Raw genomic sequence first — 25,334 nt, 5'->3', positions numbered from 1 at the left:
CCTAGTAAAATTCGGTTGGTTTCGGATAGCGGCCATATCCGAATTGCTCCGAATTGAAGTGACTGAAAGTGGATATTCAAAGGCGTATTGTTAGCGGCAACCGAGACATTGACTGACATTTTTGACTAGGCAGACACGTAAATGGCGAAAACCAGCGATTGGAAAATTGTAGCGACAGAGGGGGCGACCGTAGATGGCCGAACCATTACCGCTACTTGGGTTAAAGACATGGCCGAAACATACAGCCATGATTCTACCGTTGCGCTGATTTGGCCGGAACACTACAAGGGCGATACGCCTTGGGGACCATACGAGGGTAAAAACTGGGGCATCGTCGAAGAGTTGAAAGCAGAAAAGCGTGCTGGAAAACTGCGCTTGCTTGCTCGCATCACACCTAATCATTACCTATTGGCTGCCAATAAAGATGGACAAAAACTCTTTACGTCCATTGAGCCCGATCCTGATTACTGCGGCACTGGTCGCTGTTACTTACGTGGCCTTGCGGTTACCGATAAGCCAGCAAGTACAGGCTGCACGTTGCTTAAATTTTCTGACCAAACAGGAAATGAGATTGAGCGAGAAGTATCGCAACTTGAAGCGTTGGATTTTTCGGAGTGCCAGCCTAACCCCAATCACCTGAGCAATTTCTTTTCTGCGTTGGCAAACCTTGCCTTACACGGAGAATTGCCAGTCTCTTTTCGCTCTCAACCACCAGAACTCACTCCGCCTGAGGAAGATGAACCCATGAATCAAGAGCAGTTCAGCCAGATGATGGCAAAGCTTGGTGATATTGAAACTAAGCAAACCGAACTCCAAGAACAGCAAAACAGCTTTAGCCAAACGTTAGAGCAAAAGCCTGAAGTAGAACCAACACCGACACCAGAAGTAAAACCTGAAGTGGGTATTAGCGCAGAGCAGTTCTCACAACTTACCGAGAAGTTGGATGGCATCGCTAATAAACAAATGGAACTGGATACTCAGTTCAAAGCGTTGAAACAGCAAGCGCCAGGTCAAGACCTTGGTCAAGGCGATGATCAAGACAACAATCCAATGATGGGAGCGCTATAAATGCTGAATGCCATTTCTACCCAATACCTAGCTGAATACAGTGCCGCGATTGCGCAGAGCGCGGGTGTTGATGATGCTTCTAAGCAATTTAGCATCACGCCAGTCATGGAAACCCGATTGCAGCAAGCCATTATGGAATCGGATGCTTTCCTTGGCATGATTTCCAACATTCTTGTTGACCAAATTAAAGGCCAGGTGATCGATGTTGGTGACAGTGGTTTAACAACAGGTCGTGTCAAAGATGGTCGTTTTAGCGCTTCTCTTAGCCAAAGTGGTAACACTTACGAATTGGTGGAAACTGATTCAGGTGCGCACATTAACTGGATCACGTTAACCATTTGGGCGAACTCTGGCTCAAAAGGTGAGTGGGTCGCGAAGATGAACAACGCGATCATGCGCAGCTTTGCATTAGATAAGCTTCGTATTGGTTTCCATGGAACCTCGATTGCGGCGGAATCGACGAACCCAACAACCAACCCAATGGGGCAGGATGTCAACAAAGGCTGGTTGCAAATCGTTAAAGACAAAGCATCAGACCAAGTAAACCCATCGGCACAGTTGGATTCAACAGGTGCGACGGCAGGCTCTTACAAAAACCTTGATGCACTGGTGAATGATTTGGTGAACACCACGATTCACGAAGTGCACGTGGATGACCCTGATCTTGTGGTGTTAGTGGGTCGTAACCTTGTCGCCGCTGAGCAGCATCGTCTGTTATCTGCCGCGAATGTACCCACTGAGCACAAAGCCGCTCAGCAACTGGCGAAGACCATTGCAGGTAAAAAAGCGTATACGCCGCCATTCTTCCCACCAAACATGGTGTGGGTAACGAGCTTAGCGAACCTGCAAATTCTGACGCAGAAAGGTACGCAATGGCGTAAGTCTCGCAATGAAGAAGACCGTAAACGCTTCGAAACTTCTTATTTGCGTATGGAGGGTTACGCCGTTGGTAACTTCCATAAGTTTGCGGCAATTGAGTCCGTCACCATCGTCGATAGCAGTGCACTTGCTGCAGAGTTACTTGAAGATGGCGTCGATACAAACCCTGTTGTCGAATAATCATGTTAAGCCCACTTGCCCGACAACGTCAGCAAGCTAAGCAGCAGCGAGCAACGGCCACCCAATCGGTGGTGGCTGTTGCCAGCCAGAGCTTACATATTCTCCTTGCTGAGTTAGATAACGATGAGCGAGTGCTGAAAGGCTTCTCGCGCATTGATGAAAAAGTGGAACATAAACGTGCAGTACTTATTCCCAAATACAAACCCTATGTGGAAGCGTATTTAGCCAAAGGGGATACCTACCACAATCCACTGCTGAGCAAAGTGACGATTTGGTTATTTGATGTTGAAGACTTTGAAACCGCCATTGCCTGGTGTGACAAGGCGATTGAGCTTGGATTAACGACGGGTTTTAAGCGTGACTTTCCACACCTGTGTGCTGACACCGTTCGTGAATGGGCGGAAAAGATGTCCACACAAGGTCACAGCGTGGAGCCCTATTTCAGCCAAGTGTTTAAAAAGGTGGTTCACACGTGGCGCCTAAATGAAAAAGCGACGGCGAAGTGGTTTAAGTTCGCGGGCCTGCATTTACTTCGTGATAGCAATGGCGTTCCTCGGCCTGCGGCAGTGGGTGATGTGGAAACCTTAGAAAAAGCGTTAGCGCTACTGATAGAGGCCAACAACCAATACGACAAAGTGGGTGTTGGCGACAAAATTAATCGAGTTCGAGCGAGACTCAGCGCCCTGCAAACGGGCAAGAACTTGTAACAGCTCCACCCCCACGGACTTCGGCTGGCGAGGTTGAAATAACATTTGATGTTCATTTCTAACCGTCGACCCAGTGGGCAGAAGTCCCCTAATTAGCGAGTGAACGGATGTTTGATGGCAAACCAACCTCTAGCTACCAAGACACCATCGTTGAGAACGACGGCTTTTGGCCTGATCTGAATGTCGGCGATTTTGAACGTCGCCGTGGTATTCCGTCAAAGCTAGACAGTGAAGCCGTGGCGTTTGCTCTTGCGGCCGCGGTGAGCCAGGTCAACATCGAGTTGCTAACGGTGAAAGCGGGTTTTGAGGCCGAGGGCATTGCACAGGCTGAAGCAATACCAGGCTTACCTAACGTGCTCGGCAAAAACAGCATCGTTGTTCTGTATGAGAAAGCGGTATTTGCGAGAGCGAAAGCGGACATGGTGTCTGAATTTGCCAGCGTAACCACCAAAGATGCCGGTGATCGTGTGGCAGAGAGTGAACAAGATATCACGAGACGTTTGTTGGCGGAGAGTCAGCAACACCTAAGAGCATTGAGCGGTTCAAGCCGCTGCGGAGTTGAGCTGTTATGAATGAACCACTTAATCAGTATCAAGCCGGTTTTATGCTGCAGGGCTTAAATCTGCACCTCAGCAGCAGCGTAGATGAACGCTTACATCCATACATCGACTGTTGGATGGAAGATATTGAGCTTAAGTTCGCACCAAAGAACCAAGGCTTAGGGCGTGATATTGGTTGGATGCAATACACCGCCGTATTTAGCTTTGAGCAGTTTCCATTTCGTAAGCAAAACCCTGCGGTCGTGATGGCAAACACCATGGCCTGGCTCGATGACCATGATGAGTTCAGAGATAAGTTTAATCTGACGGATCCCACCTTTGATATTGAACCTGAGGGGGATGACACGGTGATCATGACGTTAGAGGTCAGCATGATTGAACCCTTGATGGTCGTTGAAGACCCACAAGGCGACATTGTTTGGGATGGCAAGCGTTGGCGCAATGCGCCTTATGAGATTTGGTCAGCAGAGCATATTGATGTGCTTAGTGGCAATAACCCGCCAAGTTCGGTTGACGATGATGATCAAGATTAGTGTTGATAGGCAATCTGAACGCGGTGTCATTGATTCACTCAAAGCGATGGCCTTAACGAAAAAACGCAGAAAGCGATTATTAGATAAAGCAGCCAAAGGCTCTGTTCAAACCTCAAGACAGAATCAGCGAGCGCAGCGCACACCAGAGGGAAATCGTTGGAAAAAACGGGCAGGGACAAGCCGGAAAAAGATGCAAGTGCGTTTGGCTAAGCTGCTGACCGTGACGAGCAATGATGGCAACGTCGCAAGCATTGGTTGGCGTAAGCGGGAGACGGCTCGAATTGCCTCAAAGCAGCACCATGGTTATCGCCAACGGCACACCCGATCGGCGGCAATAAAGGCACTTCGCAATGAAAAAGAATAAGGCGCGCCTCAATCAAGCACTAAAAGAGATTGAGGGCGGCGAGGGTGGCGCAACAAAAGCACAAGCTAAAGCGTTGAGGGAAGAGGGATTCAAGGTTTTTGCACGACGACTTAATCCTAAAGCACCGGTCGGTAAGTTGCGAAAGCCAACTCAAAAATGGATCCGAGACAACCTGACTCAAGAGCAAGCAGGGTTGATTCTTCGGGTAATGAGAGGTGCGCCTAAAGAGTCTTGGGAAACTGAGCTGCCAGCTCGCCCATTTACCCAAGTTGATAAGCGCAAAGCAAACGACGCATTAGTGAAAGAACTCACAAGAGGAAGATAACCAATGGCATGGCCAATTATCAATATTAACGCCTTAAACCAGATGCAGGGGCCAGTGACTGAGGTTGAACGTCACTTTCTCTTCCTTGGTTTAGGCAACCAGAACGCGGGCAAATTGCTGTCCGTCAACACGCAAACGGATTTTGATGAGTTGTTTAGCGATGGTCCACTGAAAGACAACTTGATTGCAGCCAAGCTGAATGCGGGCCAAAACTGGTCGGCGGCCGCTTATGTGTTGTCGGCACCAGAGAGTTGGACGCAAGCGGTAAAAGACGCTCAAAAAACACAAAGCTTTGAAGCGGTAGTGCTCACCGTTCCAACGACAGATCAAGCCACGGTGACAGCAGCGCAAGCGCTTTACCATGATCTCATTGCTACGTTTGGCCGTTGGACATTCGTCATGTTGAGTTTGCCAGCGATTGATAAAGAAACTCAAACCTGGTCGGACTATGAAGCCGCTATGGTCGCGGTGCAAAACACCGTTGCTGCCGATGGCGTGATGCTTGTTCCTGAAGTATTACCTGCGGCAATTGGCAAGCTTGCTGGTCGCTTATGTAACCGTGCAGTGTCGATTGCTGATACGCCAATGCGAGTGAAAACAGGGGCACTTGTTGGTGATGTGACATTGCCGGTTGATATGGATGGTGCAGAACTCACGAGTGCAACGCTGCAAACCTTAGAGCAAAACCGCTTATCGGTGCCTGCTTGGTTCCCTGATTACGATGGGATTTACTGGGCCGATGGTCGCATGCTCGATGTTGAAGGTGGCGATTTTCAAGTCGTTGAAAACCGCCGCATCATCGACAAGATTGCGCGTCGTGTTCGTCTGATTGCGATTGCTGACATTGGCGACCGTTCATTCAACAGCACGCCAGGCAGTACCGCTCGCGCCAAGATGCGTTATACCCGTCCAATGCGCGAAATGGCGAAGAGTACAACCGTAGGCCAAACCGTTATTCCTGGTGAGATTGAAAGTCCAGCCGATGACGCGATTTCAATTACATGGAAGACCAAGAACTCAGTTGAAATTTTCATGAAAGCGAAACCGCTGGATTGTCCGAAATCCATTTCTGCAGGTCTGATGCTAGACCTGAGTAATCCGGAGTAAATATGGGAAAACGCATCTCAGGAATGAGCTTTGATGTCGATATTCATGACATCCTGGTTCACGTAGAAAAAGCAACAGTATCCATCTCTGATGATAGCCAAGCGGCCAAAACACGCGGCGTACCCGACGGTCATACCGATGGGGCGGTGAGTGCGGATGTGGAATACGAGCTAGACACGAAAAACTTCAAGTTACTGATTGAATCCGCCAAAGCGGCAGGCAGTTTCCGAGGCATTGAGCCACATGATTGCTTGTTCTACGCCAATACAGGCGGTGAAGAGCTCGAAATCAAAGTGCATGGCGTCAAGTTGATGATTGATAGCTTGCTCGACATTGACCCAAGCTCTGCAGATAAATCGGTGCACAAAGTCAAAGGCGTGGTGACCAGTCCGGACTTTATCCATGTTGATGGTGTGCCTTACCTCAGTTCGGATGATACCCGTGGATTGATTGGTTAATAGGAGGCGCGATGGATGTCTTTGATCGCGCCAGTGCGCTTGAAGCCAAACAAAATGAAATGGCACTTACCAACCATTTCGCGAAACAAGCGAAAGCGGTGGAACAAGAGAGTGCCCAAGAGTGCATTGAATGTGACTCGCCTATTCCAGAGGGGCGACGACACGCAGTAAAGGGCTGCCAGTATTGCGCAGCCTGTCAAACCCTAGTTGAACAAGGAAAACTATGAAGCACTTCACTTTAAGTCGTCGATATTTCCCCTTTGGCACCTTATCGACATTACATCGACAAGATGGCTCGCACGTGTGTTTTGTGGTGGAACGCGCTGATCTCAATAACACACCCAATCAGTCATGTGTGCCTGAGGGGACGTATCACTTAGTCCCGCATCAGTCGCCTAAGTTTGGTGCTTGTTACGCGCTAGAGGCGCCAACGCTCGGTGTGACGCGTTATGGCCCAAGCTTGCGAACCCATATTTTGATCCACAGTGCGAACACGCCATCACAGCTTCAAGGCTGTTTGGCGCCAGGTGTGGATGTGGGCGTGATTAATGGCGAAGTCGGTGTGATTCAGTCTAAAGCGGCATTTAACGCATTAATGAATGAACTGGGCGGAGAGCCTGCGGTGTTAACCATTACTAAGGACTAACAATGAGTTTTTTTAAAGGCATCGTCTTAAAAGGTTTATGGGAGCTCATCACCAGCCTTATCGCAAAAATTACGTGGGAAGTGGTGCTTGAGCGCTTTGCCACTCGATGTGTGGTGTGGGGCTTAGAAAAGTTAAAGACTCTGACGACCAACGATGTGCTTCAAGACACGGTCGACGACATTTTGTTTTTGCTACAGGGTAAGCGGCTTAAAGAACTGCCTGGGTTAAGTGCACCCACTCCGGTGCAAAAGGAGTAGCGATGGTGAATATCGAGCCTGCTTGGATTAATGCGCTGGTAGCGGTTGCCACATTCTTGGTGGCCGTCAGCAGCATTTTGATTGGCTACTTGTTTCGACTCAGCAAAGAGTTGGCCGAATTTAAACTCTATGTGGCGACGTATCACGCAACGAAAGACGAAGTGGAAAAGCTCGGTGAGAAAATTGATAGCCGCTTAGAAAGTCACTTCAATCGTATTTACAACATCTTAAACAAAAGGAACGTCGCATGACGAAACAAATGATCACCGTGGCCGTGAATGGCACCGACATCCGCTTTGAACCAACACTCGAAGCGTTCAACAAACTGACCAATGAAAGTCTGCCATTTGACAAAGTGGCGCCTGCGACCAACTACTTGCGCCGCATCGTGGTGAAAGACGATAAGCCGCTGCTTGATGAAGCGTTAAAGCGTCCAGGTGCCGTGATGATCATTACCACGCATGTGAACACTGAGTTCCAAGGCGATTTGGAAATTGAAGTAAAAAAATAATCGCTCACGCCAAAGCGATTGAAGATAACGAGTTGGAGCAAGTCTTTGCCTTGAAAGCGCATTACTTGCCCCACGAACCTAACACCACCGAGAACTATGGCCGAGCGTTGTGGCTAGCTAAACACCACGCTAGTGTCGTTGCGAACGGGATCTATAAAGCCTTTTCACCTGGAGACTGACATCAATGAACGTTGCCGATCAATTGATGATGCAAATTGGGTTGCAAGACTACGTCACGCAGCCATTAAAAGGTATCCAGAGAACCGTGACTCAAACGGCGGATACAAGCCGCCAAGCTTGGGAACAAATCGGTGGTGGTGCAGCGGGTTTATTTGCTGGCGGTTTTGCTATCAAAGAAGCGTTAATGCCAGCGCTTGAAATGGACCGTGCTTTAGGTGGGGTGAAATCGCTTGGCGTGATGGATGCCGAGCTTGCGGTACTAAAACAAAGTGCCTTGAGTTTTTCATCAGAGTACGGCACATCGGCCACGGACTTTGTGAATCACAGCGCTCTGATGGTCAATGCGTTCGGCAAGATGAGCGGCGATACCTTGGCAGAAGTGACAGCAAGTTCATCCACACTTGCTAGTGCGATGAAATCGGATGCCGAAACGGTCAGCAAATACATGAAAACCGTGTATGGCAATTACAAAACCGAAGCGGATGCGATGGGTAAAGGCCAGTTCTCAGCCTTAATCGCAGGTATGACGGCAGAGGCGAATAACCTCTACGGCATTGGCATGGATGAAGTGGAAGCCATGATGGATGGCATGCACTCGCTCACGTCAACGCTTGGTGTCGATTTATCAGAGCAACTTGCTGTCTTTGGTATGTTACGCGGGCAAATGTCAGATGGTGATGCTGTCACGCAATACACCAACTTCCTAGAGGGAGCAGCAGCAGCGCAGGACAAACTGGGGGTAAGCTTTACCGATAGTGCGGGTAACTTGTTGCCAATGATCGACATCCTAAACAATGTTGAATCGCTTATTGGCGGCATGACGGGTTTGGAAGCGCGCACCTTACTTGATGGCGCAGGCCTTGGTGATGGCAGTTTGATGCTTATCAATTTGCTTAAAGAGCGTGATCGATTTGCTCAAGGTTTAGGGCAGCTTAACTCAGTGAGTGGGTTAGATCCCGCGATGGCAAAAGCTGAAGCCATGATAGACCAACAGGAGCGATTAAGTGCCAGTTGGTATGCGATCCGAGCCGGTGCATTTGGCTTGGTGTTGCCTGCCATTAATACGGTTGCAGGTGCCATGGCAGATGGACTCACCACGTTACTGGGTTACACCCAGCTTACCCAACCTTGACCAGTTATGCCGGTTACTTGGCGCTGGCCGTTGCAGGGGGCGCTGGCGTGATGGGGGCCTACAACTTGGTCGTAGGCAGTAGCCGCTTGGTACACAATGCCCTCAAAGCTCCTTTGCTGTTTACTCGCTTGAGTATGCTTAGCTTAAACGGCGCATACACCAAAGCGAAATGGTCATTATGGTCGTTGAACTACGCCATGTTAAAGCAAGGTGTATATGCAAATGGTGCTTCCATTGCATCAAAAGCGTATGCCATTTCCACTTTGTTGATGAATAAAGCGTTGGTCGCGGCCAGCATGGGAATGAAAGCCTTTGGCCTTACTGCTCTAAAAAGTGCGGCCATGATGATGGTGAACCCGATTTTCTGGATACCAGCAGCCATTGCAGCGGTTGGCGTTGCGGCGTATGGGGTGATCTCCAATTGGGATGCCATGGTTAACGCCTTGAGTCAGTGGTATGTCTTCCAACAAATCGGCGAGTTCGCAGATTGGTTGGGTATGAAGTTCGATGTGGCATTTCGCTATGTTTCGGGTGCATGGCAGGGCTTTGTCGATTCACTGGCAAGTGTCCCTTTGTTTGCTTATCTGGCCGATGAGTTTAGTTGGATTATTGGTCGCGCAACGGGTGTATTCCAAGGTATTGCGATGGCAGGGCAAGGGGCTTGGCAGATAATTGGGGCATCGGTGCAGTGGATGATTTCACCAATCACGATGGCTTGGACGTTAGCCAAAAGCTTTTTCACCTTATTGAAAGAGGGGCCAACAGCTGCGTTGCAGGTGCTTGGCGTGATTCCTGATCAGTTCTCTGCAATGTGGCAAAGTTTAACGTCGGGTTTTGGGCTTGTTTATAACGGCATTGCCATGTTTATCACCTCTGCACTGGATGTCATCAAGAGCCCGTTTGCCATTGTAGGAGATGGTATTGATTGGCTGATCGACAAGATAAACCTTATCCCTGGAATAGATATTACCAGTGAAGTTCATCAGCCAACGATGCCGGAGTTTAGTCAGTTTGATTATCAAAAGGGCATGGCGATACCGGCGCAACCATTCGAGTACTCCCCATTGGTCTATCAACCACAGATGGATGCGCCGAGCCCAGTGCTACCAATAGAGCGTGGGCAAGGACAATACGAACGTTCAAATGGTATAGCACAGGCGGTTCACCCTTATTCGTATGACTCGCAGGTTAAGCAACCATACCTAAATAATATTGAGGTGACACCGCCTAATGTGGTGATGCAAGAGGCGGCGACTTATCCCGTTATTGAGCCCATGAAGCCGCAGGGGTATGCCTATCATTCGGCGGCTTATCAACCGACGGTCAACACCCAAGACGTTGAACAGAAAAAGCGTCTAAAGGAAACGACACGGCCAATATCTCACTATTTATCGGGCGCTAACGAGCAGCAATCGGTCACCAATTACATTACTCAGGCCAGTGGCAAAGGTTACACGGACAACAGTAAAAATATGCACACCGGTGACATTGTGATCAAACAAGAAGCGCCATTTACGCCGTCACAATTGGCGGAATGGCAGGAGCTCGCTACGCCATGATAGAGCAGTTTATCGACCTTTTAGTGGCTGATGGTGGTATCGACTTTGATGCCGGCCAGCAGCCGATATACATCAGTGATCGCAATAGCATTGCACAGGACATCAAACACGCGATTTTGGAAAGTGGCTTGCTGCGTGAAATGCAGGCGGAAAGGAACGCCGCACTAAGAGCCGATGTATTAACACGCATTGAACTGTTAGTAGAACAAGACGAGCGGATTGTTCCTGGCAGCGCAGAAATTCGCGAACAGACCAGTAGCGAAATTTGGATTTTTGCTGAGACAGAAGACTATGGCCCAATCGAGTACGGAGTTCACGTATGAACGTACGCCCAAGCGTCGACTTTAAACAAATCATTTCAGATGAGGGGATCCCAACCACGGAAGCGGCCATCGCTATTGAGCTAGAAAAAGAGGTGGTGACGGCAGGCAGCAAGGTATCTAACGACAGCCGGATGTCTCCGTTCTGGCGAGTCATGAAAGCCATCGTGATTGCCCCGACGTTGTGGTTGATTGATGTGCTGCTAGCTAGTCACATTCTGCCGAACTCGTTTGCTGCGACGGCGAAAGGCCGTTATCTCGACCTCAAAGCTTGGGATGTGGATTTAGAGCGTAAAGCTGCCACTAAAACTCGTGGGGTGATTGAGTTTTTTAAAGAGCAAGCTGAGAACCCTGTCGTGGTACCTGCGGGTACAGTCATCGAGGCCGCTCAAATTGAGGGCAAGGTGTACCGGCTAATCGTGGTGGATGATGTGGTCATCATTGAAAACCAACTCAGTGGTTTTGTGGTGTGTGAAGCTGAAGAAGCGGGTGAGGGGTTCAATCTCCCTGCCGGTTACTACTCCATTTTACCTGTCGGTGTGTCGGGCATTACCCATGCAGTGAACCAAGCAGATTGGATTACAACGTATGGCGCCGATGAAGAGCCCGATGATGAGCTCGCGCTTCGCATTCGCAATCAGTTTAGCGTGGTTGGTCGTTATCACATTGATGCGATTTACCGTTCAATGCTGTCGAGTGTTGCCGGGATCCGTAGCGACCAAATCTATTTTGAGCACAATGCCCCAAGAGGTCCAGGTACGGCGAATGCTTATATCTTGATGGATGTTGGGCTAACGCCCTCGCACCTATTAGAACAACTGAACAACTATGTCATGGGGCAGGGAAATCATGGGCATGGCGATGATCTTTTGTGTTTGGCATTGCCTGATACGCAAGTGTCGGTGAGAGCGACTATCGAGGCTCGTCCCCATGTGAGTGAAGAACGGCAGATGCTGCTCTTAGCGAATGTGGAGAAAATGATACGGGCAGCTTTTCGTGAGTCAGATTCTTATAAAAGTGTTGTTCGAACTTATCCAGCGTCGACATTCGTTTTCTCGCAACTGGCGACAGAAATTCACAACCATCTCAATGAAGATTTATTGAGTATTCGATTTGATAACCAAGACATCGTCAGTGCGCTGAACGTGCCGCGTTTAAGTGCCGTGGAGGTGCAATATGGATGAGCACAACAAACAAGCGCCGAGTCTGCCTCAACACAAAGTGCCTTGGTGGATGGATGGCAAAACCATCGCGAGTCAGCTTAAAGAACCTCATTTTCTGGCTAAAGGCGTAATGAGTTACTGGTCTAGAGTGCGTAGCTGGCTGCTTTACCCACTAAAGCAGCTCGACCCGATGAGCTGTAGTGAGCGACTGCTGAAGTTGCTTGCTTGGGACCGAGACATCAATCGCTTTAAAGATGAGCCAACCGCCTTGTTTCGCCGTCGTGTGAAATATGCATTTGCCAATGCAAGAGATGCAGGCGAAGTGGGTGGGTTTATCAAGATTTTTCATCGCCTTGGGATTGGTTTGGTTGAGATTGAAGAGCGCACACCTGATCGTGATTGGGACGTTATCTTAATTCATCTTAATGACTCGCAGTTGTCTGAGAACCAAGCCTTATTGGAGCAATTGCTGCAGCAATACGGGCGAACGTGTCGCCGATACGAATATCAGATCATTACTAAAACACCGATGGCCTTGATTGCAAGTGCGATGGACTGGGAACACCAGTGCAGCGTTGCTGTTGCCGGAGAATAAGATGTCACAGAGTATTATCACTACCGCCTTTGAAGCTTACAAAGCCGAACAAGAATACTTACAACAACCTGTTGCGTTGGATGAGTTCGTTTTAGCCTTTGTTCCAGGGCAAGATCCAACGGCTCCAATTGACCCAAATGAGGGGCTGCCACCTGCAGAGCAAATCGTCTATGTTGCCCCAGTGACACAAGATGGTTACGTCAACCCTAACGCAGTGGCGTATTCACTTATTATGGATACGCGTGTCGGTGACTTTGAATTCAACTGGGTCGGCCTACGTAACAAGGCCAATGGCATTATTGCGGCGATCACCCATGTACCGGCTATTCATAAATATAAGTCTATTCCTGGCGTACAAAATGGTAACTCGGTAACACGCTCTATTTTGATGAGCTATCAAAATGCCAAGTCATCAACCGGTATCAACGTTGATGCGTCCACGTGGCAGATTGATTTCACCGCACGATTGTACGGTATTGAAGAGAACGAGCGTTTGGTGAACCTCGATGTGTTCGGTCATGGGGCGTTCTTAGGTGATGGATTTAAAATTGCCAAGAACGGCGAGACTTACACCGCCACCAATGGTCGAGCGTATGTAGGTGGATTGCGTTGTCATCTCGACACCGACACTTCAATTTCAGGTGTGTTGCCTAACCGATTTATTTATCTGGATGCGAGTTGGCAAGGTCAACTCATTAGTCAAAACCAAACGGTGTTTGAGATTGTTGTGTCGGACACTGAGCTTTCCGACTATGTCAGTGAAGATGGTTATCAGCATTATCTGACTAAAATTGCGGAAACCGATGATTGGGGTAATCCAGTTGATCATCGTTATCTTGAGGGGTTTGCTCAGTACTACCAAAAGCATGAACTAGACCAGCTTCTCAATTTGAAAGTTGATAAGCGTGCCATCACACACGACATCAATTCGACCTCGAGCAGCAGCGTTGCCTCAGGTAAAGCGGTGGGGGATGTAAAGCGCCTGCTTGATAGCCATAAGAGCGAGGGAAATCCTCATCCTCAATATTGGCATAACGATGAAGTGGCAAGTAACGCAGAAGCCATTGCGGGAACGAGCAATAGTCGACTCCTTACGGCCTTACGTGGCATGGAGCAACTTAAATCGCGTATTTCGAGCAGCCTATCTGGAACGCGAACGGATTACGCTGCGAGTGAGAGCGCCTTAAAAGCGGCATATGACTTAGCCGCAAGCAAAATCACGCAAGCTTTTGCCGATGGTCGTTATCTGAAAAAAGCAGAAAAAGCCGCTGATACCAATTTATTTGATGGCTTGGATTCTTCTGCGTTTTCGCGAACCACGCATACTCATACGGCGCAAGAGGTTGGCGCCTGTACGTATGCGCAAGCACAAGCCTATACCAATCAAGAGATATCAAAATTATTGGGTGGAGCGCCATCTTCTGCGCTAGACACAATTTATGAGCTAGGTGAAGCGCTGCTTGATCAAGAAGACGCAGCGGCGGCCATGAACACGCTTATCTCAAACCACAAAGCGGATAAGAACAACCCTCATGGCGTGAACAAAAACCATATTGGCCTAAGTTATGTGAATAACTGGCCTGCAACCTCGGCTACGAACTCAACCTCTGCGACAACTTACGCAACCGCTGCAGGTGTGAAAGCCGCGTATGACAGAGGCTCACTAGGTGTGACGAATGCTGCCAATGCACATGCAAGGGCGAATGATGCTTATATCTTAGCGAGTGCGAAGTGGTCTGCGGTGAATGCCTCGACAACCGTTAAAGGTATTGTGCAGCTCAGTACTTCGGTTTCATCAACCAGTACAACGTTAGCCGCCACCGCGTCTGCCGCTAAGATTGCTTATGACAGAGGGACACTTGGCATCAATAACGCAGCAACGGCAAAGTCCCGAGCGGATGCGGCTTATAGCCTGGCAAGTGGTAAGTGGAGCGTCGTTAATGGTTCAACGTCGGCAAAGGGTATTGTGCAGTTAAGTACTTCGGTGTCGTCAACCAGTACCACACTAGCTGCCACACCATCGGCAGTAAAATCTGCCTACGATAGAGCCACATTAGCGCTCAATACGGCAAACAGTAAGTGGGGGGCGCCGAAAGAAACCATTTTGTTTGATAGTAGCAATGGTCATGATCCAATAAATCCAATCAAGTTGTCCCGTCCCTACACGGAATTTGATGAAATTATCTGTCTCGCAGTTGATGCTCAAAAACGCATTATTTTGAGCACCAATGTATGGAAAACCACGATTGATTTCGCCAAAAGCAAAGGCTACGCCGTCGCTTTGGTTGCGAACGATACATACTATTACAACGCTTATGTCGGTTCAGATAATCGCACCTTAACTAAAGGTTGGGAAAACGTGTGGGTTCATCGAATTATCGGTCGAAAATATGGTGCTTAGAATATGACGTGGCAATTCGCATCTTTTACCTGGCCGAACTCAGCAGAGCAAATGCAACGCTCTGCAGAATCTGTGCTCTCTCAGGTATCAAATCAAATCAGTCAATCAATTGGGCGAATGCAGGCGCTTAAAGGTCGGGTGGCGTTCTCGCGCCATGGCCTAAGCAATGATGCTGAAGCATTGCTTGATTTGCGCAGACAACTTGATGATTTATTGATGTTTGGGCAAGTGCTTTGCGTGCATCCGTATCAGCATGGTGTCGGTAGTCAAAGTGAGCATGGTCATTATCTAAGTCCAGATGAAGCGACAATCGTGCTTCAGACAAAGCTCAAAGACGCCGCTGATAAATATCACCCAAAAGGCGACTTGCATGTTTTATGTTGGATGATTGCAGAAAACACCTTAGGCAGTTTTGCTCAAGCGACGAATAACCTGTATCAAGTGGTCAACGTACCAGAACTTGGCTTGGTCAGTCGGCGCGTGAATAAAGAACAAAGCTTACAGGCTGACAAGATGACCAAACCGGACACGATTGTGCAGCCTCGCTTTAAACCATCAGCACACATCAATCCTGAGCCAGTCCGTTTGGTTGAGCGATGGCAGGGCGCCCAGATAGCGCAGCTTGAATCCTTAGCCGGAGACAGACAAACCCCCGTTGATAAATTGGCATCATTGGCCGTTAAGCGCAGCGCCATGCTTGATACATGGTCGCAAAACATTAATGCGTTAAAGCAAAGTGGCATTAATCTGCACAAGTTTGAAGCGAGTGGTCGCGCAGACGTCATCGCTGCCAAACTGCAGAAATCTCAACCTCCAAAGCAAGGTCATGGATACACCTTTGCTTGTCTGTTTATCAGCAATAAGCCGTTAACGTTCCTATCGGAGTTATTCGTATGACCCAACTTGCTTTAGATGGGGCGATCATTGAAATGAACGCGACCCGCATTAGTCCCTCGGTGGAAATCCGAGAGGAAGACATGACAGGGCAAGCCAGTGGGACCGATGGCAGTGAACAAGGTGATAAAGGCATCGTACTGGCGGTATCGGGTTTGATCCCATTTAAAAAAGCGTCGGTATTGAAGCAGTTGATGGCACTAAGCCGTGCAACGGAAAGCGGCAAGCGAAAGATTTATCGCATTGGTAATGAAACCGCGAAAACCCTCACGGTTCGACAGGTTCGCTTTGTCGGACAGCTTGCGGCAGATGAGCAAGAAAACTTGATGGCTTGGAAAGTCTCCTTTCGCTTACGTGAACATTTGTCGGTGACCGAAGCCAAACAGCAAAAAGAGCAAACGGCCGCACCCAAAGGGAAAATTCAGAGCACGGAAAATACATTAGCAGCAATACCGAAACCGCATGCCGCCGTGACTAACAGTGAGCAGCCCAAGGGCACGACTTGGCAAGAGCAGTTAAACGCAAAAGAGTCACAACTAGCATGAAGTTAAATAAGCGTATTCGAGTTAACGGTAAAGAAAGAAAACTCGCCAAAGAACAGGTGATATTAGAGCTGAGTGCCGGTGGTCGTGCGACCTTCGTGATTGAGGGGAGCGTATCAAAGCACTCGCTCATTACGTTCGATATCGGTTATCAATCGGATTACAAGGTTTACTTTGATGGCTTTGTTACCCGAGCGCAGCCTGCTCAAAATGGTTATACCAAGGTCATCGCACGAGAGCGGTCGGGATTACTCGCGGCGCGTTACCCCGTCAGTATTCAGCATCCAACCGCATCAGAAGTGCTCGAGCAACTGAGTTTTGATACCGGCTTAAACTTTGTTTTCCCAGACAGTGCCGAATACATGACGACACGGATTGCAAACTTTACGAGTCAGGGTACAGGGTATCAACTACTCAATAACTTGGGGCGAGCTTTTAACATCAATGACTTTTGTTGGTATCAACAAACTGACGGCAGCATTTTTGTTGGGAGCTACGCGGACAGTCGATGGGCAACAAGAGCCGTTGACTTGCCGGATAACCTTACCGTCGGGCACATGGGCGGTCAGAGTATGACGGTTAGCGTCATGCCATCAGTACGTCCTGGTGCGATCATTAACGGTAATCGCATTACGGAAGTTCATTTTGAAAACACGGACAGTACTTTGTATTGGAAAGGTGAAACCAATGCAGAAAAACGCAAAATGCAGTTTCTATTCCCCGAGTTGGCTGCCGGTCACCATTTACCAAGACTTGCGAGAGTAGAGGCGGTTACCGATTTGAGCCAATCTGGTCATGAGCACAACCCATTTCGCCCACGCTATGCCGTCGATGTGCAGTTGCTTGATGAGAACGGGCGAGCAGACAGGGAAGTGCCACTCTACAAAGCTGTGCCGCTGCCAACCGTCATCGGGGGAGCAGAGCAGGGACAGTTTGCACTTCCAATAGAGGGAACCATTGTCGAAATTGCCTTTGCTTATGGCAGGAGTGATCGGCCATTTATCCGAACGATTTTAGGGGATGGATGGTCATTGCCAACGGTTGAGCCTGGCGAACAGCTTACTCAGCAGCGTCATGAAGTCTTCGTACGAACAGATGCAGCAGGAAATCATACGCAGGCGACAGATCAAGTGAGAAAAGTTGAGGCATACCAAGAACTACACCAGGTAGAAAAGTACTTAGCAGAATTTGGCACTCATGAACTCAATATCAATCAACACAGTATTGAAAAGATTGGTGGTCAAAAGCTCATCGAAGCATTAGGTAATATCGAATTGCTCTCAGGTGACAGTATCACGCTTGGCGCTTTAGAGAACATGCACTTAAGCAGTGGTGGCGAATGGGTCCAAATTGTTGGCAAGTTAAGAGATGTGGTGATCGGTCTAGACGACAAGTTGAAAGTACTTGGTAACAAAGTCACTATGGTAGAAAAAGACATTGAGGCAACGGCCAAGAACATGCGCTACACCGCTGACACAATCAGTATGAATGGCGGCGGTGGCGACAAGAAAGTACTGAGAGCTTGTGATTTTTGTCTGATTACAGGGACGCCACACAATCAAGGCTCTCCAACCGTATTTGCAGGAGATTAACGATGGCCTTAAAAGGTTGTGAAAGCGAAATGGCAAACAACATCATGGATGCGATGGAAAAAGCGGGACTAAACCCTCGTAACAACGCCGCATTGGGTGAGGTTTTATGGGCAGCTATCAGTGAGGGAATAATCAAAACCATTAATGATAAAGCTGAGGTTGAAGTTACGTCGGGGAGTTCTGCAGGGAAGTACAAAGTGTCTTAATCAGATAGTCTTACAATGGACAATATATAACATTGATATAGAAATGGCTTAGCACGTAAATACTAAGCCATTTAAGTGAGTAAGATGAATTTGATTTGTTATAGTCACCAAGTTATTTAAGGAGAGTAAAAAATCCCCTATTGATATTCGCTAACACTTCTTTGCGCCATGCTATATGCGTAGTAAAACCCCGATAAAGGTAGGATGGCTGTGCCTGCAGGCGTTCTGATTTTAATGTTTTTCATTCCTTGAACACTGCCTGCTTTTATCGCGGCCAATGTCACATCGTCGAAATGGTATACTGGGCTGTAGTGAATTTGGCTACAGGAAACTGTCGCTGGTAATGAAAGATTACCGTCAATAAGTACCTCTGTGAATTCTGGTGTTAGGCCGATACCTAGCTTTTGACAGTTTGCACTGACAGTTAGACTCATATGAGGCTCATTTGCGAATTGGGCTAAATGCTCTGGTACTTGCATCGGTGGTGTTAACGTTGCTATGAAGTTTTCAGCTTCGTGTGAAAAGTTACCCGGCGATTTTTCAATCCATATTTTAGGTTCAGGTTTGCTTGCTTTAAGTACATTTAATGCGCTTGTGTCGAGCGTTGGTATCCACCAACTTCCGATAAGTCCTGTCTGTTCAGGAATGTGCTCAATGAGCGTTAGTTCATTACCAGTGACCTCATAGAGGTAGTTGCTACTTGCAACAATAAGATCTGAGTCTTGACGAGCCATTTTCATGGCGATCTTTACTCGTCCATCTCCCTCATCGGTAGCAATCGTGTATACGTTCATTGGTACGGTTTTATCTTCCACTGAATAGACGTAGAAGAGTTCACCGAAAGCAAGGCTATCTTTTTGTAGATTGAGTTTTTGTACGTTTTTGTAGTAGTCGGGATTGTCAGCCATTTGTCTAGCGCAACCTGATACCATCAATGCTGCTGATATTGCAGCGATTAGAGCTATTTTTTTCAATGTTATACCCTATATATTGTATGGACTTTAGGCGCATTATATTGAGCATTCTGGTTTGCGGATATCGTGAAGATTCGTAAAAACTCTCTTTATTTTCAATTTGTTGCCGATGTCACTTTTGTAGACTAATGAAAAAAGAATGCTCACTGCAAGCTAGGTATACCAACTATAAAAATTATGGTTGTGATCGTGAAGAGATACTATTGCTCTGAATTAACTTTTGATTGGGATAAAAAAGTGGCGGCAAAAATGGCGGCATCCGTCGGTTAAGACCGTTTACTATCACTCTAATAGCATGTTTTGTGCTGTTTTTATGTACAGTGTCTCTTTATTAAGTCATTGATATTAATCGTCTTTTGTGTTTTTGCTTTTAGTTCTACGGCATGTCTTCTAAGAGCGCGATGGACAAGCACTCTGGTGGTGTTGCTGGCTACCGTGCAGCTGAAGGTAAAACCGTACTATTGCCATACCGTGGCAGCGTTCACGGTACTATCCAAGACATCCTTGGTGGCGTACGTTCAACGTGTACCTACGTAGGTGCGGCAAAGCTTAAAGAGCTAACAAAGCGCACAACGTTTATCCGCGTACAAGAGCAAGAGAACAACGTATTCGGTAAAGAGTAAGTCGATTACTTTTCGGAAAATGTCGATACAACCATAAAATGGTTGTTTCAACAAAATCCGAACAATTGTGAGCCGCTATTAGCGGCTCTTTTTTTGCTTAAATTTTGCTAAATGTTTAAACAAATTATATTTAGATAAGTATGTGTCGTGGTCTCCATATTTACCAATTCTATGGGTAAATAGAGGGGATTATCTGGTTTATGAGCGCTGCGTTACGTTGATATTCTTGTTTATTTTCTTTTTGTAGAAAGATAACTTACGGGCTTCTCAATATTTCGAATAACACATTGATTTAAGTTAGAAATAGCAGTCCAATCCGCGCTAGGTTTATTGTTTTAAGTAGGAGATAAACTTGGACGTTCGTTTAATGACGCAAGATGACCTAGAACAGGCAGCGTTAGTGCATAAATTCGCTTTTGTCCGTCAAGGGCATTCTCGTGAGTGGCTAGAGTGCATATTTAAGGCTTTTCCTCGCAATATCATTTATATTGCGCAGCGCGATAATCAAGTGGTTGGATACATTATTTGGACGCAAAGAAGCGGTTTTCGCCCTGAAGTTGTATTGGAGCTAGAGCAACTTGCGGTGCATCCAGACCACCAAGGGCAGGGTATTGCACGCAAATTGATTACAGAAACGTTGCCTATGGTGAAAGATGAACTTGCCAAGAAAAATGCTGCGTTAAAGCATGTCGTTGTCACCACGAGAGCAGATAACTTTGCCCAAGATTTGTATAAAAAGACGTTAGGAGCGGAGATTGAAGCGACGATTTCAAATCTCTATTCCGCGGATGAAGTGTATATGGTGGCAAGAAACGTCGGCTGAGACTCCGGAGCCAGAAGTGGCGTAATAAAGTGACTTTTGTCTAATGGAATTAATAGCCCCCAATCGTTTATCTCGAGAGGGGGCTTTTTATCGATCAACTTACGTTGAGTTAAATAAAAGTAACGGTCTATAAGTCAAAACGATCTGCATTCATCACTTTTACCCAAGCGGCTACAAAGTCTTTTACAAACTTTTCTTTGTTGTCATCTTGAGCGTAAACTTCAGCGTATGAGCGCAGTATGGAGTTGGAACCTAATACCAAATCTACCCGTGTAGCGGTCCATTTTGTTTGTCCAGATTGTCGGTCACGGATGTCGTATTCATTGTCGCCCGTTGGGTGCCATGAGTAATTCATGTCAGTGAGGTTAACGAAAAAATCGTTCGTTAACGCACCCACATTGTCCGTTAACACGCCGTGTGAAGTGTTACCATAGTTTGTTCCCATCACACGCATACCACCAATCAGTACCGTCATTTCGACGGCAGTCAGTTGCATTAATTGGCTTCGCTCTAGCAAGAGTTCTTCAGCGCTGACGACGTAATCTGATTTTAGCCAATTACGGAAACCATCATGAATAGGTTCGAGTACATCAAATGAATCTGCATCTGTCATTTCGTCACTGGCATCACCGCGTCCTTGGCTAATGGTACGGTAATGTTTAAGCCAGCGTTAGACGCAGCTTTCTCGATACCAACGCTACCCGCTAATACGATTAAATCTGCCATGCTAATCGGAGAGTGATGAGCAGAACGGATAGTCTCGAGTGTTGCTAAAACGCTACTTAGCCTTTCTGGCTCGTTACCTATCCAGTCTTTTTGAGGTGCCAGACGGATACGAGCGCCATTTGCACCGCCGCGACGATCAGACCCTCGATACGTGCGAGCACTGTCCCATGCTGTTGATACAAGATCGCTTATCGAGAGGTTACTATTAAGAATATCGAGTTTAAGTGCGTCGATGTTCTCTTCGGTCAGATGATAAGAAGCGGGCGGAACCGGGTCTTGCCATATGAGATCTTCTGTTGGGACATCATGGCCTAAATAACGAGATTTCGGACCTAAATCGCGATGAGTGAGCTTAAACCATGCGCGAGCGAAAGTGTCTTCGAAGTACTTAGGGTCGTCGCGAAAACGTTCTGCAATTTTTCGATACTCAGGATCGAACTTAAGGGCCATATCCGGATCAGTCATCATAGGGTTGCGGCGAATAGTTGGGTCTTCTACATCAACAGGCATGTCTTCTTCTTTGATGTTTACCGGCTCCCATTGTGCAGCGCCAGCTGGGCTTTTTGTCACCCACCAATCGTAAGTAAAGAGCAAATGAAAGTAACCGTTGTCCCATTTTGTTGGGTTGGTTGTCCATGCTCCCTCTACGCCACTCGTAACCGTATCGCGGCCGATACCACGTGACGTTTTGTTTAGCCAGCCAAAACCTTGGTCTTCGATTTCTGCTCCCTCGGGTTCAGGGCCAAGTACAGATGCATCCCCGTTACCATGCGCTTTGCCGACGGTGTGCCCGCCAGCGGTTAGGGCGACGGTCTCTTCGTCATTCATTGCCATGCGTGCAAAGGTGATTCGCATATCATGCGCTGTTTTAATGGGATCGGGTTTGCCGTCTACCCCCTCAGGATTCACGTAAATCAAGCCCATCATTACGGCTGCAAGCGGGTTTTCTAGATCGCGCTCGCCAGAATAGCGATTATTCTCTCCGCCGCTTGGTTGAAGCCACTCTTTTTCGGCTCCCCAATAAATGTCTTTTTCTGGATGCCAAATGTCTTCTCGTCCGCCTGCGAAACCAAAGGTTTTAAAGCCCATCGATTCATAGGCCATATTGCCAGCAAGGATGATCAAATCTGCCCATGAGATTTTGTTACCGTATTTCTTTTTGATTGGCCAGAGTAGGCGACGTGCTTTATCAAGGTTGCCATTGTCGGGCCAACTATTGATTGGTGCAAAGCGTTGATTCGCGCGACTGGCCCCACCTCGGCCATCGGCAATGCGATAGGTCCCTGCGGAATGCCATGCCATGCGAATCATTAAGCCGCCATAGTGTCCCCAATCTGCTGGCCACCAATCTTGGCTATCGGTCATTAGAGCGATCAGATCTTTTTTTACCTCGTTAAGGTCGAGAGAGCTAAAAGCTTCTGCATAATTGAAGTCAGGATCCATTGGATCGGTCTTTTTGTCATGCTGATGAAGGATGTCAAGGTTGAGAGTTTTAGGCCACCAATTGAACTCCGCAGATTGATGGTTGGTATTCGCGCCATGCATTACCGGACACTTGGAGTGAGTGCTCTTATCGCTCATGTTTTGCTTCCTAGCTGAGTGAGTGTCCTCAAAGTGTAGTAACGGGTAGCAATTTTTTCTCTCAAGTTTATTTTTGATTGTCGCTAAATGGCAATTATGCAGTGTAACCGCGAGGTATTTTCCATCCTAAACAACGCTATCTGATGTGCGGAAGCATAGGTAAAGCAAGGTAGCCGACAATGAAATGGGGTGGACGATGGCGCAACAAAATAGTGAAACCAACAATGTTTCGATAAGCAAAAGTTCGACAAATAATGAATCGGATAAAAAGAAATCGACGAATAGTGAACAACCTCAACCCAGAGTGAACAAAGTCAGGCTATTTACTAATACGATATTTCTTTTAGTTTTGGCTTCTATTGTCATTTACATTGCCGCAGATCGCGTAGTTCCCTCAACGGATAATGTACGTGTTGAGGGTAATATTGTTTCTTTAATTCCTCAAGTCTCAGGCCAAGTCGCGAGCATCCATGTACAACCAAATAGCCAAGTTCAGAAAGGCGACGTGTTAGTTAAGATTGCTTCCGAAGATTATGAAATTGCCGTCAAACAAGCAGAAATGCAGCTCGAGCTCGCTGGTCAGCAGGTTGGGGGACAGATGGCAAATGTTTTGTCTGCTCAAGCGCAGTTAACGACGGCACTTGTATCGCAGGAAAATGCTAAGCGCCAAGGGCAGCGCGTTTTGGTTATGGCCGAAAAAGGTGTGGTGTCAAAATCAGATGCCGATCAAACTCGCGCTGCAATAGAGAAAGCGGACGCTGATGTGCTTAACGCAAGAGCAAACCTTGAGAAAGCAAAAACTCAAGTAGGCGCAACAGGGGAAGAAAACGCGCAGATTCAAGCCGCGCTATTAACGTTACAGAAAGCACAGTTGGATTTGGAGAGAACCGTGATTCGTGCGCCATCCGATGGTGCGATAACCAACTTCAATTTATCAGCCGGTGCGTATGCGGCAGCGGGAAGACCGTTAATGACATTTGTTGAAAAAGACAGTTTGTGGATAGAAGCGTTCTTCCGAGAAAACAGTATGGGGCGTATTAAAGCGGGTGACAAAGTAGACGTTGCATTGGATTTTGCACCAGGCGAAACCTTTGACGGGGTTGTGAGTTCGGTTGATCTTGGTGTTGCATGGGGTGTTAATCACCAACCAGGAGCGTTAGCCAGTGTTCAAAATCAAAATGGTTGGCTGCGAGACACTCAACGTATGCCGGTGATTGTCCAAATAACGGATCCTAACGCCTTGAACATGATGAGAATTGGTGGTCAAGCGGATGTGATTGTTTATACAGGAGGGAATAAGGTTTTCAATTGGCTAGGTAACGTTTGGATTCACTTGGTAAGTTGGTTCTCTTATGTTCGATAAAATGACGCCCACTCAAGAAAAGCGAGTTTTGCGGTATATTATAGCGGTGGGATTCGCGACGTTTTTGGCGGTTTGGTTTAATTGGCCTCTCGCATTTTGTGCCCCCTTGTTTACTGCAAAGTTTATTGTTGATAAACCAAGTTTTCACATGATGCATGTGAAGCAGCTTTTGTTTGCTTTGTTATCGACCGCGGTGATTGGTCTGTTAGTGTCTACTGGATTACCAAATTACAAAGTACCGTTTTTGTTGGTGCTGTCTGCTGGCTTGATGTGGGGTTACTACCTATTTACAGACCCTAAGTGGACCATGTTTGCAACGTTTTTAATCATTGAGTTGGTGTTGATTCCTGCATTGACCATCATTGATAAGCAAGCGGCATTGGATGTGGCTGGTGGATTTGCTTTCTCGGGCACATTAGCGGTCGCCTTGTATGCATTGTCTCATGTGTACTTCCCTGAAGAGCGTTCAGATTTTCAGGGTTTTCCACCCTCACCGCTACCTGATGACGTTAGGTGGCAAGCTTCACTGAGAGCGTTAGTGATTTCTTTTCCGCTCCTTTGTTTATTTTTCTTCTTCCAACTGTCTCATGTTTTATTGACGGTTGCATTTGTTGCCTTACTTGCCTTTATGACAACGGGTGAAAAAGCCAAGAAAACCACGATGTTTTTTGTTATCAGCAACCTAATCGGCGGCTTAGTGGCGTTTATCGTTTTCTTTATTATGTCACTGGTTCCTAATATGTATTTCTACATGCTAGTGATGTTACTGGTCATCTCACTCTTCGGAACGTTCATTTATGTATATCCAGAAAAAGCGCCAATTTTTGCCACGGCATTCACGGGTTTTACTGTGTTGATGGGGACTTCGATGACAACGGGAGGGTTAGACGACAAATTCTTTGCACGAATCTTTCAGCTTATTTTGGTTGTTGCTTATATGGTGTTCATGGCGTATTTCCTGGAAAGTCGTCAACAAAAGCATGCCAGATAAAACAAAAGTGAGTTTTTAGCCCAGATGGTCACAGTGTCGCAAAATGGCAATTAAATTAGCAAGGCTCTGGCTAA

Annotated in this window: 29 protein-coding genes and 2 pseudogenes; 29 read left to right on the top strand and 2 right to left on the bottom strand. The window is 47.3% G+C overall.

What is annotated here, in order from left to right; translation table 11 throughout:
* Nucleotides 1-141 precede the first annotated feature (141 nt).
* The 25 genes from KHN78_RS17545 to KHN78_RS17430 all read left to right on the top strand — a co-directional run bounded on the left by KHN78_RS17545 (nt 142) and on the right by KHN78_RS17430 (nt 18,179).
* Entirely contained in the window at nt 142-1,068 is a 927-nt protein-coding gene (locus KHN78_RS17545) for a GPO family capsid scaffolding protein (RefSeq protein WP_211917660.1), read from the top strand.
* Complete coding sequence (locus tag KHN78_RS17540) at nt 1,069-2,127, top strand: phage major capsid protein, P2 family (RefSeq protein ID WP_211917658.1); 1,059 nt, start codon at nt 1,069-1,071, stop codon at nt 2,125-2,127.
* Nucleotides 2,128-2,129: 2 nt separating this feature from the next.
* Nucleotides 2,130-2,834 (top strand): phage terminase small subunit, encoded by a 705-nt coding sequence (gene gpM / locus KHN78_RS17535; protein ID WP_211917656.1) that lies wholly within the window; start codon nt 2,130-2,132, stop codon nt 2,832-2,834.
* Nucleotides 2,835-2,941: 107 nt separating this feature from the next.
* Complete coding sequence (locus tag KHN78_RS17530) at nt 2,942-3,406, top strand: head completion/stabilization protein (protein WP_211917655.1); 465 nt, start codon at nt 2,942-2,944, stop codon at nt 3,404-3,406.
* Nucleotides 3,403-3,927: a phage tail protein gene (locus KHN78_RS17525; RefSeq protein WP_211917652.1), complete on the top strand. Its 525-nt coding sequence runs from the start codon at nt 3,403-3,405 to the stop codon at nt 3,925-3,927. The genes KHN78_RS17530 and KHN78_RS17525 overlap by 4 nt, the downstream gene beginning before the upstream one ends.
* Nucleotides 3,911-4,291: a hypothetical protein gene (locus tag KHN78_RS17520; RefSeq protein ID WP_211917650.1), complete on the top strand. Its 381-nt coding sequence runs from the start codon at nt 3,911-3,913 to the stop codon at nt 4,289-4,291. Before KHN78_RS17525 ends, KHN78_RS17520 begins: the two co-directional genes overlap by 17 nt.
* Nucleotides 4,278-4,616 carry a hypothetical protein gene (locus tag KHN78_RS17515; protein WP_211917648.1) on the top strand — a complete coding sequence of 113 codons (339 nt, stop codon included), beginning with the start codon at nt 4,278-4,280 and terminating at the stop codon, nt 4,614-4,616. The genes KHN78_RS17520 and KHN78_RS17515 overlap by 14 nt, the downstream gene beginning before the upstream one ends.
* A 3-nt stretch (nt 4,617-4,619) precedes the next feature.
* Nucleotides 4,620-5,723, top strand: a complete 1,104-nt coding sequence (locus KHN78_RS17510; protein ID WP_211917646.1) for a DUF2586 domain-containing protein — start codon at nt 4,620-4,622, stop codon at nt 5,721-5,723.
* A gap of 2 nt (nt 5,724-5,725) precedes the next feature.
* Nucleotides 5,726-6,181, top strand: coding sequence for a phage protein (locus KHN78_RS17505; protein ID WP_211917644.1), 456 nt, complete (start codon nt 5,726-5,728; stop codon nt 6,179-6,181).
* An 11-nt stretch (nt 6,182-6,192) separates the two neighbouring features.
* Nucleotides 6,193-6,408: a TraR/DksA C4-type zinc finger protein gene (locus KHN78_RS17500; protein WP_211917642.1), complete on the top strand. Its 216-nt coding sequence runs from the start codon at nt 6,193-6,195 to the stop codon at nt 6,406-6,408.
* On the top strand, nt 6,405-6,827 hold the full coding sequence (locus tag KHN78_RS17495) for a DUF5675 family protein (RefSeq protein ID WP_211917640.1): 423 nt from the start codon (nt 6,405-6,407) through the stop codon (nt 6,825-6,827). Before KHN78_RS17500 ends, KHN78_RS17495 begins: the two co-directional genes overlap by 4 nt.
* A gap of 2 nt (nt 6,828-6,829) precedes the next feature.
* Nucleotides 6,830-7,084 (top strand): hypothetical protein, encoded by a 255-nt coding sequence (locus tag KHN78_RS17490; RefSeq protein WP_211917638.1) that lies wholly within the window; start codon nt 6,830-6,832, stop codon nt 7,082-7,084.
* A gap of 2 nt (nt 7,085-7,086) precedes the next feature.
* The gene (locus KHN78_RS17485) at nt 7,087-7,335 is read left to right on the top strand and encodes a hypothetical protein (protein WP_211917636.1); all 249 of its coding nucleotides are present in this window, start codon (nt 7,087-7,089) and stop codon (nt 7,333-7,335) included.
* Complete coding sequence (locus tag KHN78_RS17480) at nt 7,332-7,595, top strand: putative phage tail assembly chaperone (protein WP_211917634.1); 264 nt, start codon at nt 7,332-7,334, stop codon at nt 7,593-7,595. The genes KHN78_RS17485 and KHN78_RS17480 overlap by 4 nt, the downstream gene beginning before the upstream one ends.
* Nucleotides 7,596-7,627: 32 nt before the next feature.
* Entirely contained in the window at nt 7,628-7,774 is a 147-nt protein-coding gene (locus KHN78_RS22170) for a DUF6890 family protein (RefSeq protein WP_411912356.1), read from the top strand.
* A gap of 5 nt (nt 7,775-7,779) precedes the next feature.
* Nucleotides 7,780-8,907, top strand: a complete 1,128-nt coding sequence (locus tag KHN78_RS17475) for a phage tail tape measure protein (RefSeq protein WP_211917632.1) — start codon at nt 7,780-7,782, stop codon at nt 8,905-8,907.
* Nucleotides 8,904-10,466 (top strand): hypothetical protein, encoded by a 1,563-nt coding sequence (locus KHN78_RS17470; RefSeq protein ID WP_211917630.1) that lies wholly within the window; start codon nt 8,904-8,906, stop codon nt 10,464-10,466. The genes KHN78_RS17475 and KHN78_RS17470 overlap by 4 nt, the downstream gene beginning before the upstream one ends.
* On the top strand, nt 10,463-10,789 hold the full coding sequence (locus KHN78_RS17465) for a DUF2590 family protein (RefSeq protein WP_211917628.1): 327 nt from the start codon (nt 10,463-10,465) through the stop codon (nt 10,787-10,789). Before KHN78_RS17470 ends, KHN78_RS17465 begins: the two co-directional genes overlap by 4 nt.
* A complete protein-coding gene (locus tag KHN78_RS17460) occupies nt 10,786-11,970 on the top strand; it encodes a baseplate J/gp47 family protein (RefSeq protein WP_211917626.1) in 1,185 nt (394 codons plus the stop codon). Before KHN78_RS17465 ends, KHN78_RS17460 begins: the two co-directional genes overlap by 4 nt.
* Nucleotides 11,963-12,544, top strand: coding sequence for a phage tail protein (locus KHN78_RS17455; RefSeq protein WP_211917624.1), 582 nt, complete (start codon nt 11,963-11,965; stop codon nt 12,542-12,544). The genes KHN78_RS17460 and KHN78_RS17455 overlap by 8 nt, the downstream gene beginning before the upstream one ends.
* Nucleotide 12,545: 1 nt before the next feature.
* Nucleotides 12,546-14,945 (top strand): phage tail protein, encoded by a 2,400-nt coding sequence (locus tag KHN78_RS17450; protein ID WP_211917622.1) that lies wholly within the window; start codon nt 12,546-12,548, stop codon nt 14,943-14,945.
* Nucleotides 14,946-14,948: 3 nt separating this feature from the next.
* A complete protein-coding gene (locus tag KHN78_RS17445; protein ID WP_211917620.1) occupies nt 14,949-15,842 on the top strand; it encodes a hypothetical protein in 894 nt (297 codons plus the stop codon).
* A complete protein-coding gene (locus KHN78_RS17440) occupies nt 15,839-16,384 on the top strand; it encodes a hypothetical protein (RefSeq protein WP_211917618.1) in 546 nt (181 codons plus the stop codon). Before KHN78_RS17445 ends, KHN78_RS17440 begins: the two co-directional genes overlap by 4 nt.
* Nucleotides 16,381-17,973: a hypothetical protein gene (locus KHN78_RS17435; protein ID WP_211917616.1), complete on the top strand. Its 1,593-nt coding sequence runs from the start codon at nt 16,381-16,383 to the stop codon at nt 17,971-17,973. Before KHN78_RS17440 ends, KHN78_RS17435 begins: the two co-directional genes overlap by 4 nt.
* 2 nt (nt 17,974-17,975) lie before the next feature.
* The gene (locus KHN78_RS17430) at nt 17,976-18,179 is read left to right on the top strand and encodes a hypothetical protein (protein WP_211917614.1); all 204 of its coding nucleotides are present in this window, start codon (nt 17,976-17,978) and stop codon (nt 18,177-18,179) included.
* A gap of 137 nt (nt 18,180-18,316) precedes the next feature.
* Here KHN78_RS17430 and KHN78_RS17425 read toward each other — a convergent pair whose 3' ends face one another.
* The gene (locus tag KHN78_RS17425; RefSeq protein WP_211917612.1) at nt 18,317-19,153 is read right to left on the bottom strand and encodes a hypothetical protein; all 837 of its coding nucleotides are present in this window, start codon (nt 19,151-19,153) and stop codon (nt 18,317-18,319) included.
* A gap of 374 nt (nt 19,154-19,527) precedes the next feature.
* Here KHN78_RS17425 and KHN78_RS17420 point away from each other — a divergent pair.
* Nucleotides 19,528-19,776 (top strand): annotated as a pseudogene (locus KHN78_RS17420) (IMP dehydrogenase); the annotation flags it as partial.
* A 367-nt stretch (nt 19,777-20,143) separates the two neighbouring features.
* Nucleotides 20,144-20,599, top strand: coding sequence for a GNAT family N-acetyltransferase (locus KHN78_RS17415; RefSeq protein WP_211918892.1), 456 nt, complete (start codon nt 20,144-20,146; stop codon nt 20,597-20,599).
* Nucleotides 20,600-20,726: 127 nt separating this feature from the next.
* Here KHN78_RS17415 and katG read toward each other — a convergent pair.
* Nucleotides 20,727-22,906: pseudogene (gene katG, locus KHN78_RS17410) on the bottom strand (catalase/peroxidase HPI).
* Between the two features lie 196 nt (nt 22,907-23,102).
* Between katG and KHN78_RS17405 the strand changes: the two are divergent.
* Nucleotides 23,103-24,269 carry an HlyD family secretion protein gene (locus KHN78_RS17405; RefSeq protein WP_211917610.1) on the top strand — a complete coding sequence of 389 codons (1,167 nt, stop codon included), beginning with the start codon at nt 23,103-23,105 and terminating at the stop codon, nt 24,267-24,269.
* The gene (locus KHN78_RS17400; RefSeq protein WP_211917608.1) at nt 24,259-25,260 is read left to right on the top strand and encodes a DUF2955 domain-containing protein; all 1,002 of its coding nucleotides are present in this window, start codon (nt 24,259-24,261) and stop codon (nt 25,258-25,260) included. The genes KHN78_RS17405 and KHN78_RS17400 overlap by 11 nt, the downstream gene beginning before the upstream one ends.
* Nucleotides 25,261-25,334 lie beyond the last annotated feature (74 nt).

The sequence above is a fragment of the Vibrio sp. B1REV9 genome (assembly GCF_905175395.2).
Classification (GTDB): domain Bacteria; phylum Pseudomonadota; class Gammaproteobacteria; order Enterobacterales; family Vibrionaceae; genus Vibrio; species Vibrio alfacsensis.
This window is presented reverse-complemented; position numbering and strand designations above follow the sequence as displayed.

Bases quoted from the DNA above. Each gene is read 5' to 3' on its own strand.
- KHN78_RS17545 (WP_211917660.1), top strand. From the start codon at position 142: ATGGCGAAAACCAGCGATTGGAAAATTGTAGCGACAGAGGGGGCGACC.
- KHN78_RS17540 (WP_211917658.1), top strand. From the start codon at position 1,069: ATGCTGAATGCCATTTCTACCCAATACCTAGCTGAATACAGTGCCGCG.
- gpM (WP_211917656.1), top strand. From the start codon at position 2,130: ATGTTAAGCCCACTTGCCCGACAACGTCAGCAAGCTAAGCAGCAGCGA.
- KHN78_RS17530 (WP_211917655.1), top strand. From the start codon at position 2,942: ATGTTTGATGGCAAACCAACCTCTAGCTACCAAGACACCATCGTTGAG.
- KHN78_RS17525 (WP_211917652.1), top strand. From the start codon at position 3,403: ATGAATGAACCACTTAATCAGTATCAAGCCGGTTTTATGCTGCAGGGC.
- KHN78_RS17520 (WP_211917650.1), top strand. From the start codon at position 3,911: ATGATGATCAAGATTAGTGTTGATAGGCAATCTGAACGCGGTGTCATT.
- KHN78_RS17515 (WP_211917648.1), top strand. From the start codon at position 4,278: ATGAAAAAGAATAAGGCGCGCCTCAATCAAGCACTAAAAGAGATTGAG.
- KHN78_RS17510 (WP_211917646.1), top strand. From the start codon at position 4,620: ATGGCATGGCCAATTATCAATATTAACGCCTTAAACCAGATGCAGGGG.
- KHN78_RS17505 (WP_211917644.1), top strand. From the start codon at position 5,726: ATGGGAAAACGCATCTCAGGAATGAGCTTTGATGTCGATATTCATGAC.
- KHN78_RS17500 (WP_211917642.1), top strand. From the start codon at position 6,193: ATGGATGTCTTTGATCGCGCCAGTGCGCTTGAAGCCAAACAAAATGAA.
- KHN78_RS17495 (WP_211917640.1), top strand. From the start codon at position 6,405: ATGAAGCACTTCACTTTAAGTCGTCGATATTTCCCCTTTGGCACCTTA.
- KHN78_RS17490 (WP_211917638.1), top strand. From the start codon at position 6,830: ATGAGTTTTTTTAAAGGCATCGTCTTAAAAGGTTTATGGGAGCTCATC.
- KHN78_RS17485 (WP_211917636.1), top strand. From the start codon at position 7,087: ATGGTGAATATCGAGCCTGCTTGGATTAATGCGCTGGTAGCGGTTGCC.
- KHN78_RS17480 (WP_211917634.1), top strand. From the start codon at position 7,332: ATGACGAAACAAATGATCACCGTGGCCGTGAATGGCACCGACATCCGC.
- KHN78_RS17475 (WP_211917632.1), top strand. From the start codon at position 7,780: ATGAACGTTGCCGATCAATTGATGATGCAAATTGGGTTGCAAGACTAC.
- KHN78_RS17465 (WP_211917628.1), top strand. From the start codon at position 10,463: ATGATAGAGCAGTTTATCGACCTTTTAGTGGCTGATGGTGGTATCGAC.
- KHN78_RS17460 (WP_211917626.1), top strand. From the start codon at position 10,786: ATGAACGTACGCCCAAGCGTCGACTTTAAACAAATCATTTCAGATGAG.
- KHN78_RS17455 (WP_211917624.1), top strand. From the start codon at position 11,963: ATGGATGAGCACAACAAACAAGCGCCGAGTCTGCCTCAACACAAAGTG.
- KHN78_RS17450 (WP_211917622.1), top strand. From the start codon at position 12,546: ATGTCACAGAGTATTATCACTACCGCCTTTGAAGCTTACAAAGCCGAA.
- KHN78_RS17445 (WP_211917620.1), top strand. From the start codon at position 14,949: ATGACGTGGCAATTCGCATCTTTTACCTGGCCGAACTCAGCAGAGCAA.
- KHN78_RS17440 (WP_211917618.1), top strand. From the start codon at position 15,839: ATGACCCAACTTGCTTTAGATGGGGCGATCATTGAAATGAACGCGACC.
- KHN78_RS17435 (WP_211917616.1), top strand. From the start codon at position 16,381: ATGAAGTTAAATAAGCGTATTCGAGTTAACGGTAAAGAAAGAAAACTC.
- KHN78_RS17430 (WP_211917614.1), top strand. From the start codon at position 17,976: ATGGCCTTAAAAGGTTGTGAAAGCGAAATGGCAAACAACATCATGGAT.
- KHN78_RS17415 (WP_211918892.1), top strand. From the start codon at position 20,144: ATGACGCAAGATGACCTAGAACAGGCAGCGTTAGTGCATAAATTCGCT.
- KHN78_RS17405 (WP_211917610.1), top strand. From the start codon at position 23,103: ATGGCGCAACAAAATAGTGAAACCAACAATGTTTCGATAAGCAAAAGT.
- KHN78_RS17400 (WP_211917608.1), top strand. From the start codon at position 24,259: ATGTTCGATAAAATGACGCCCACTCAAGAAAAGCGAGTTTTGCGGTAT.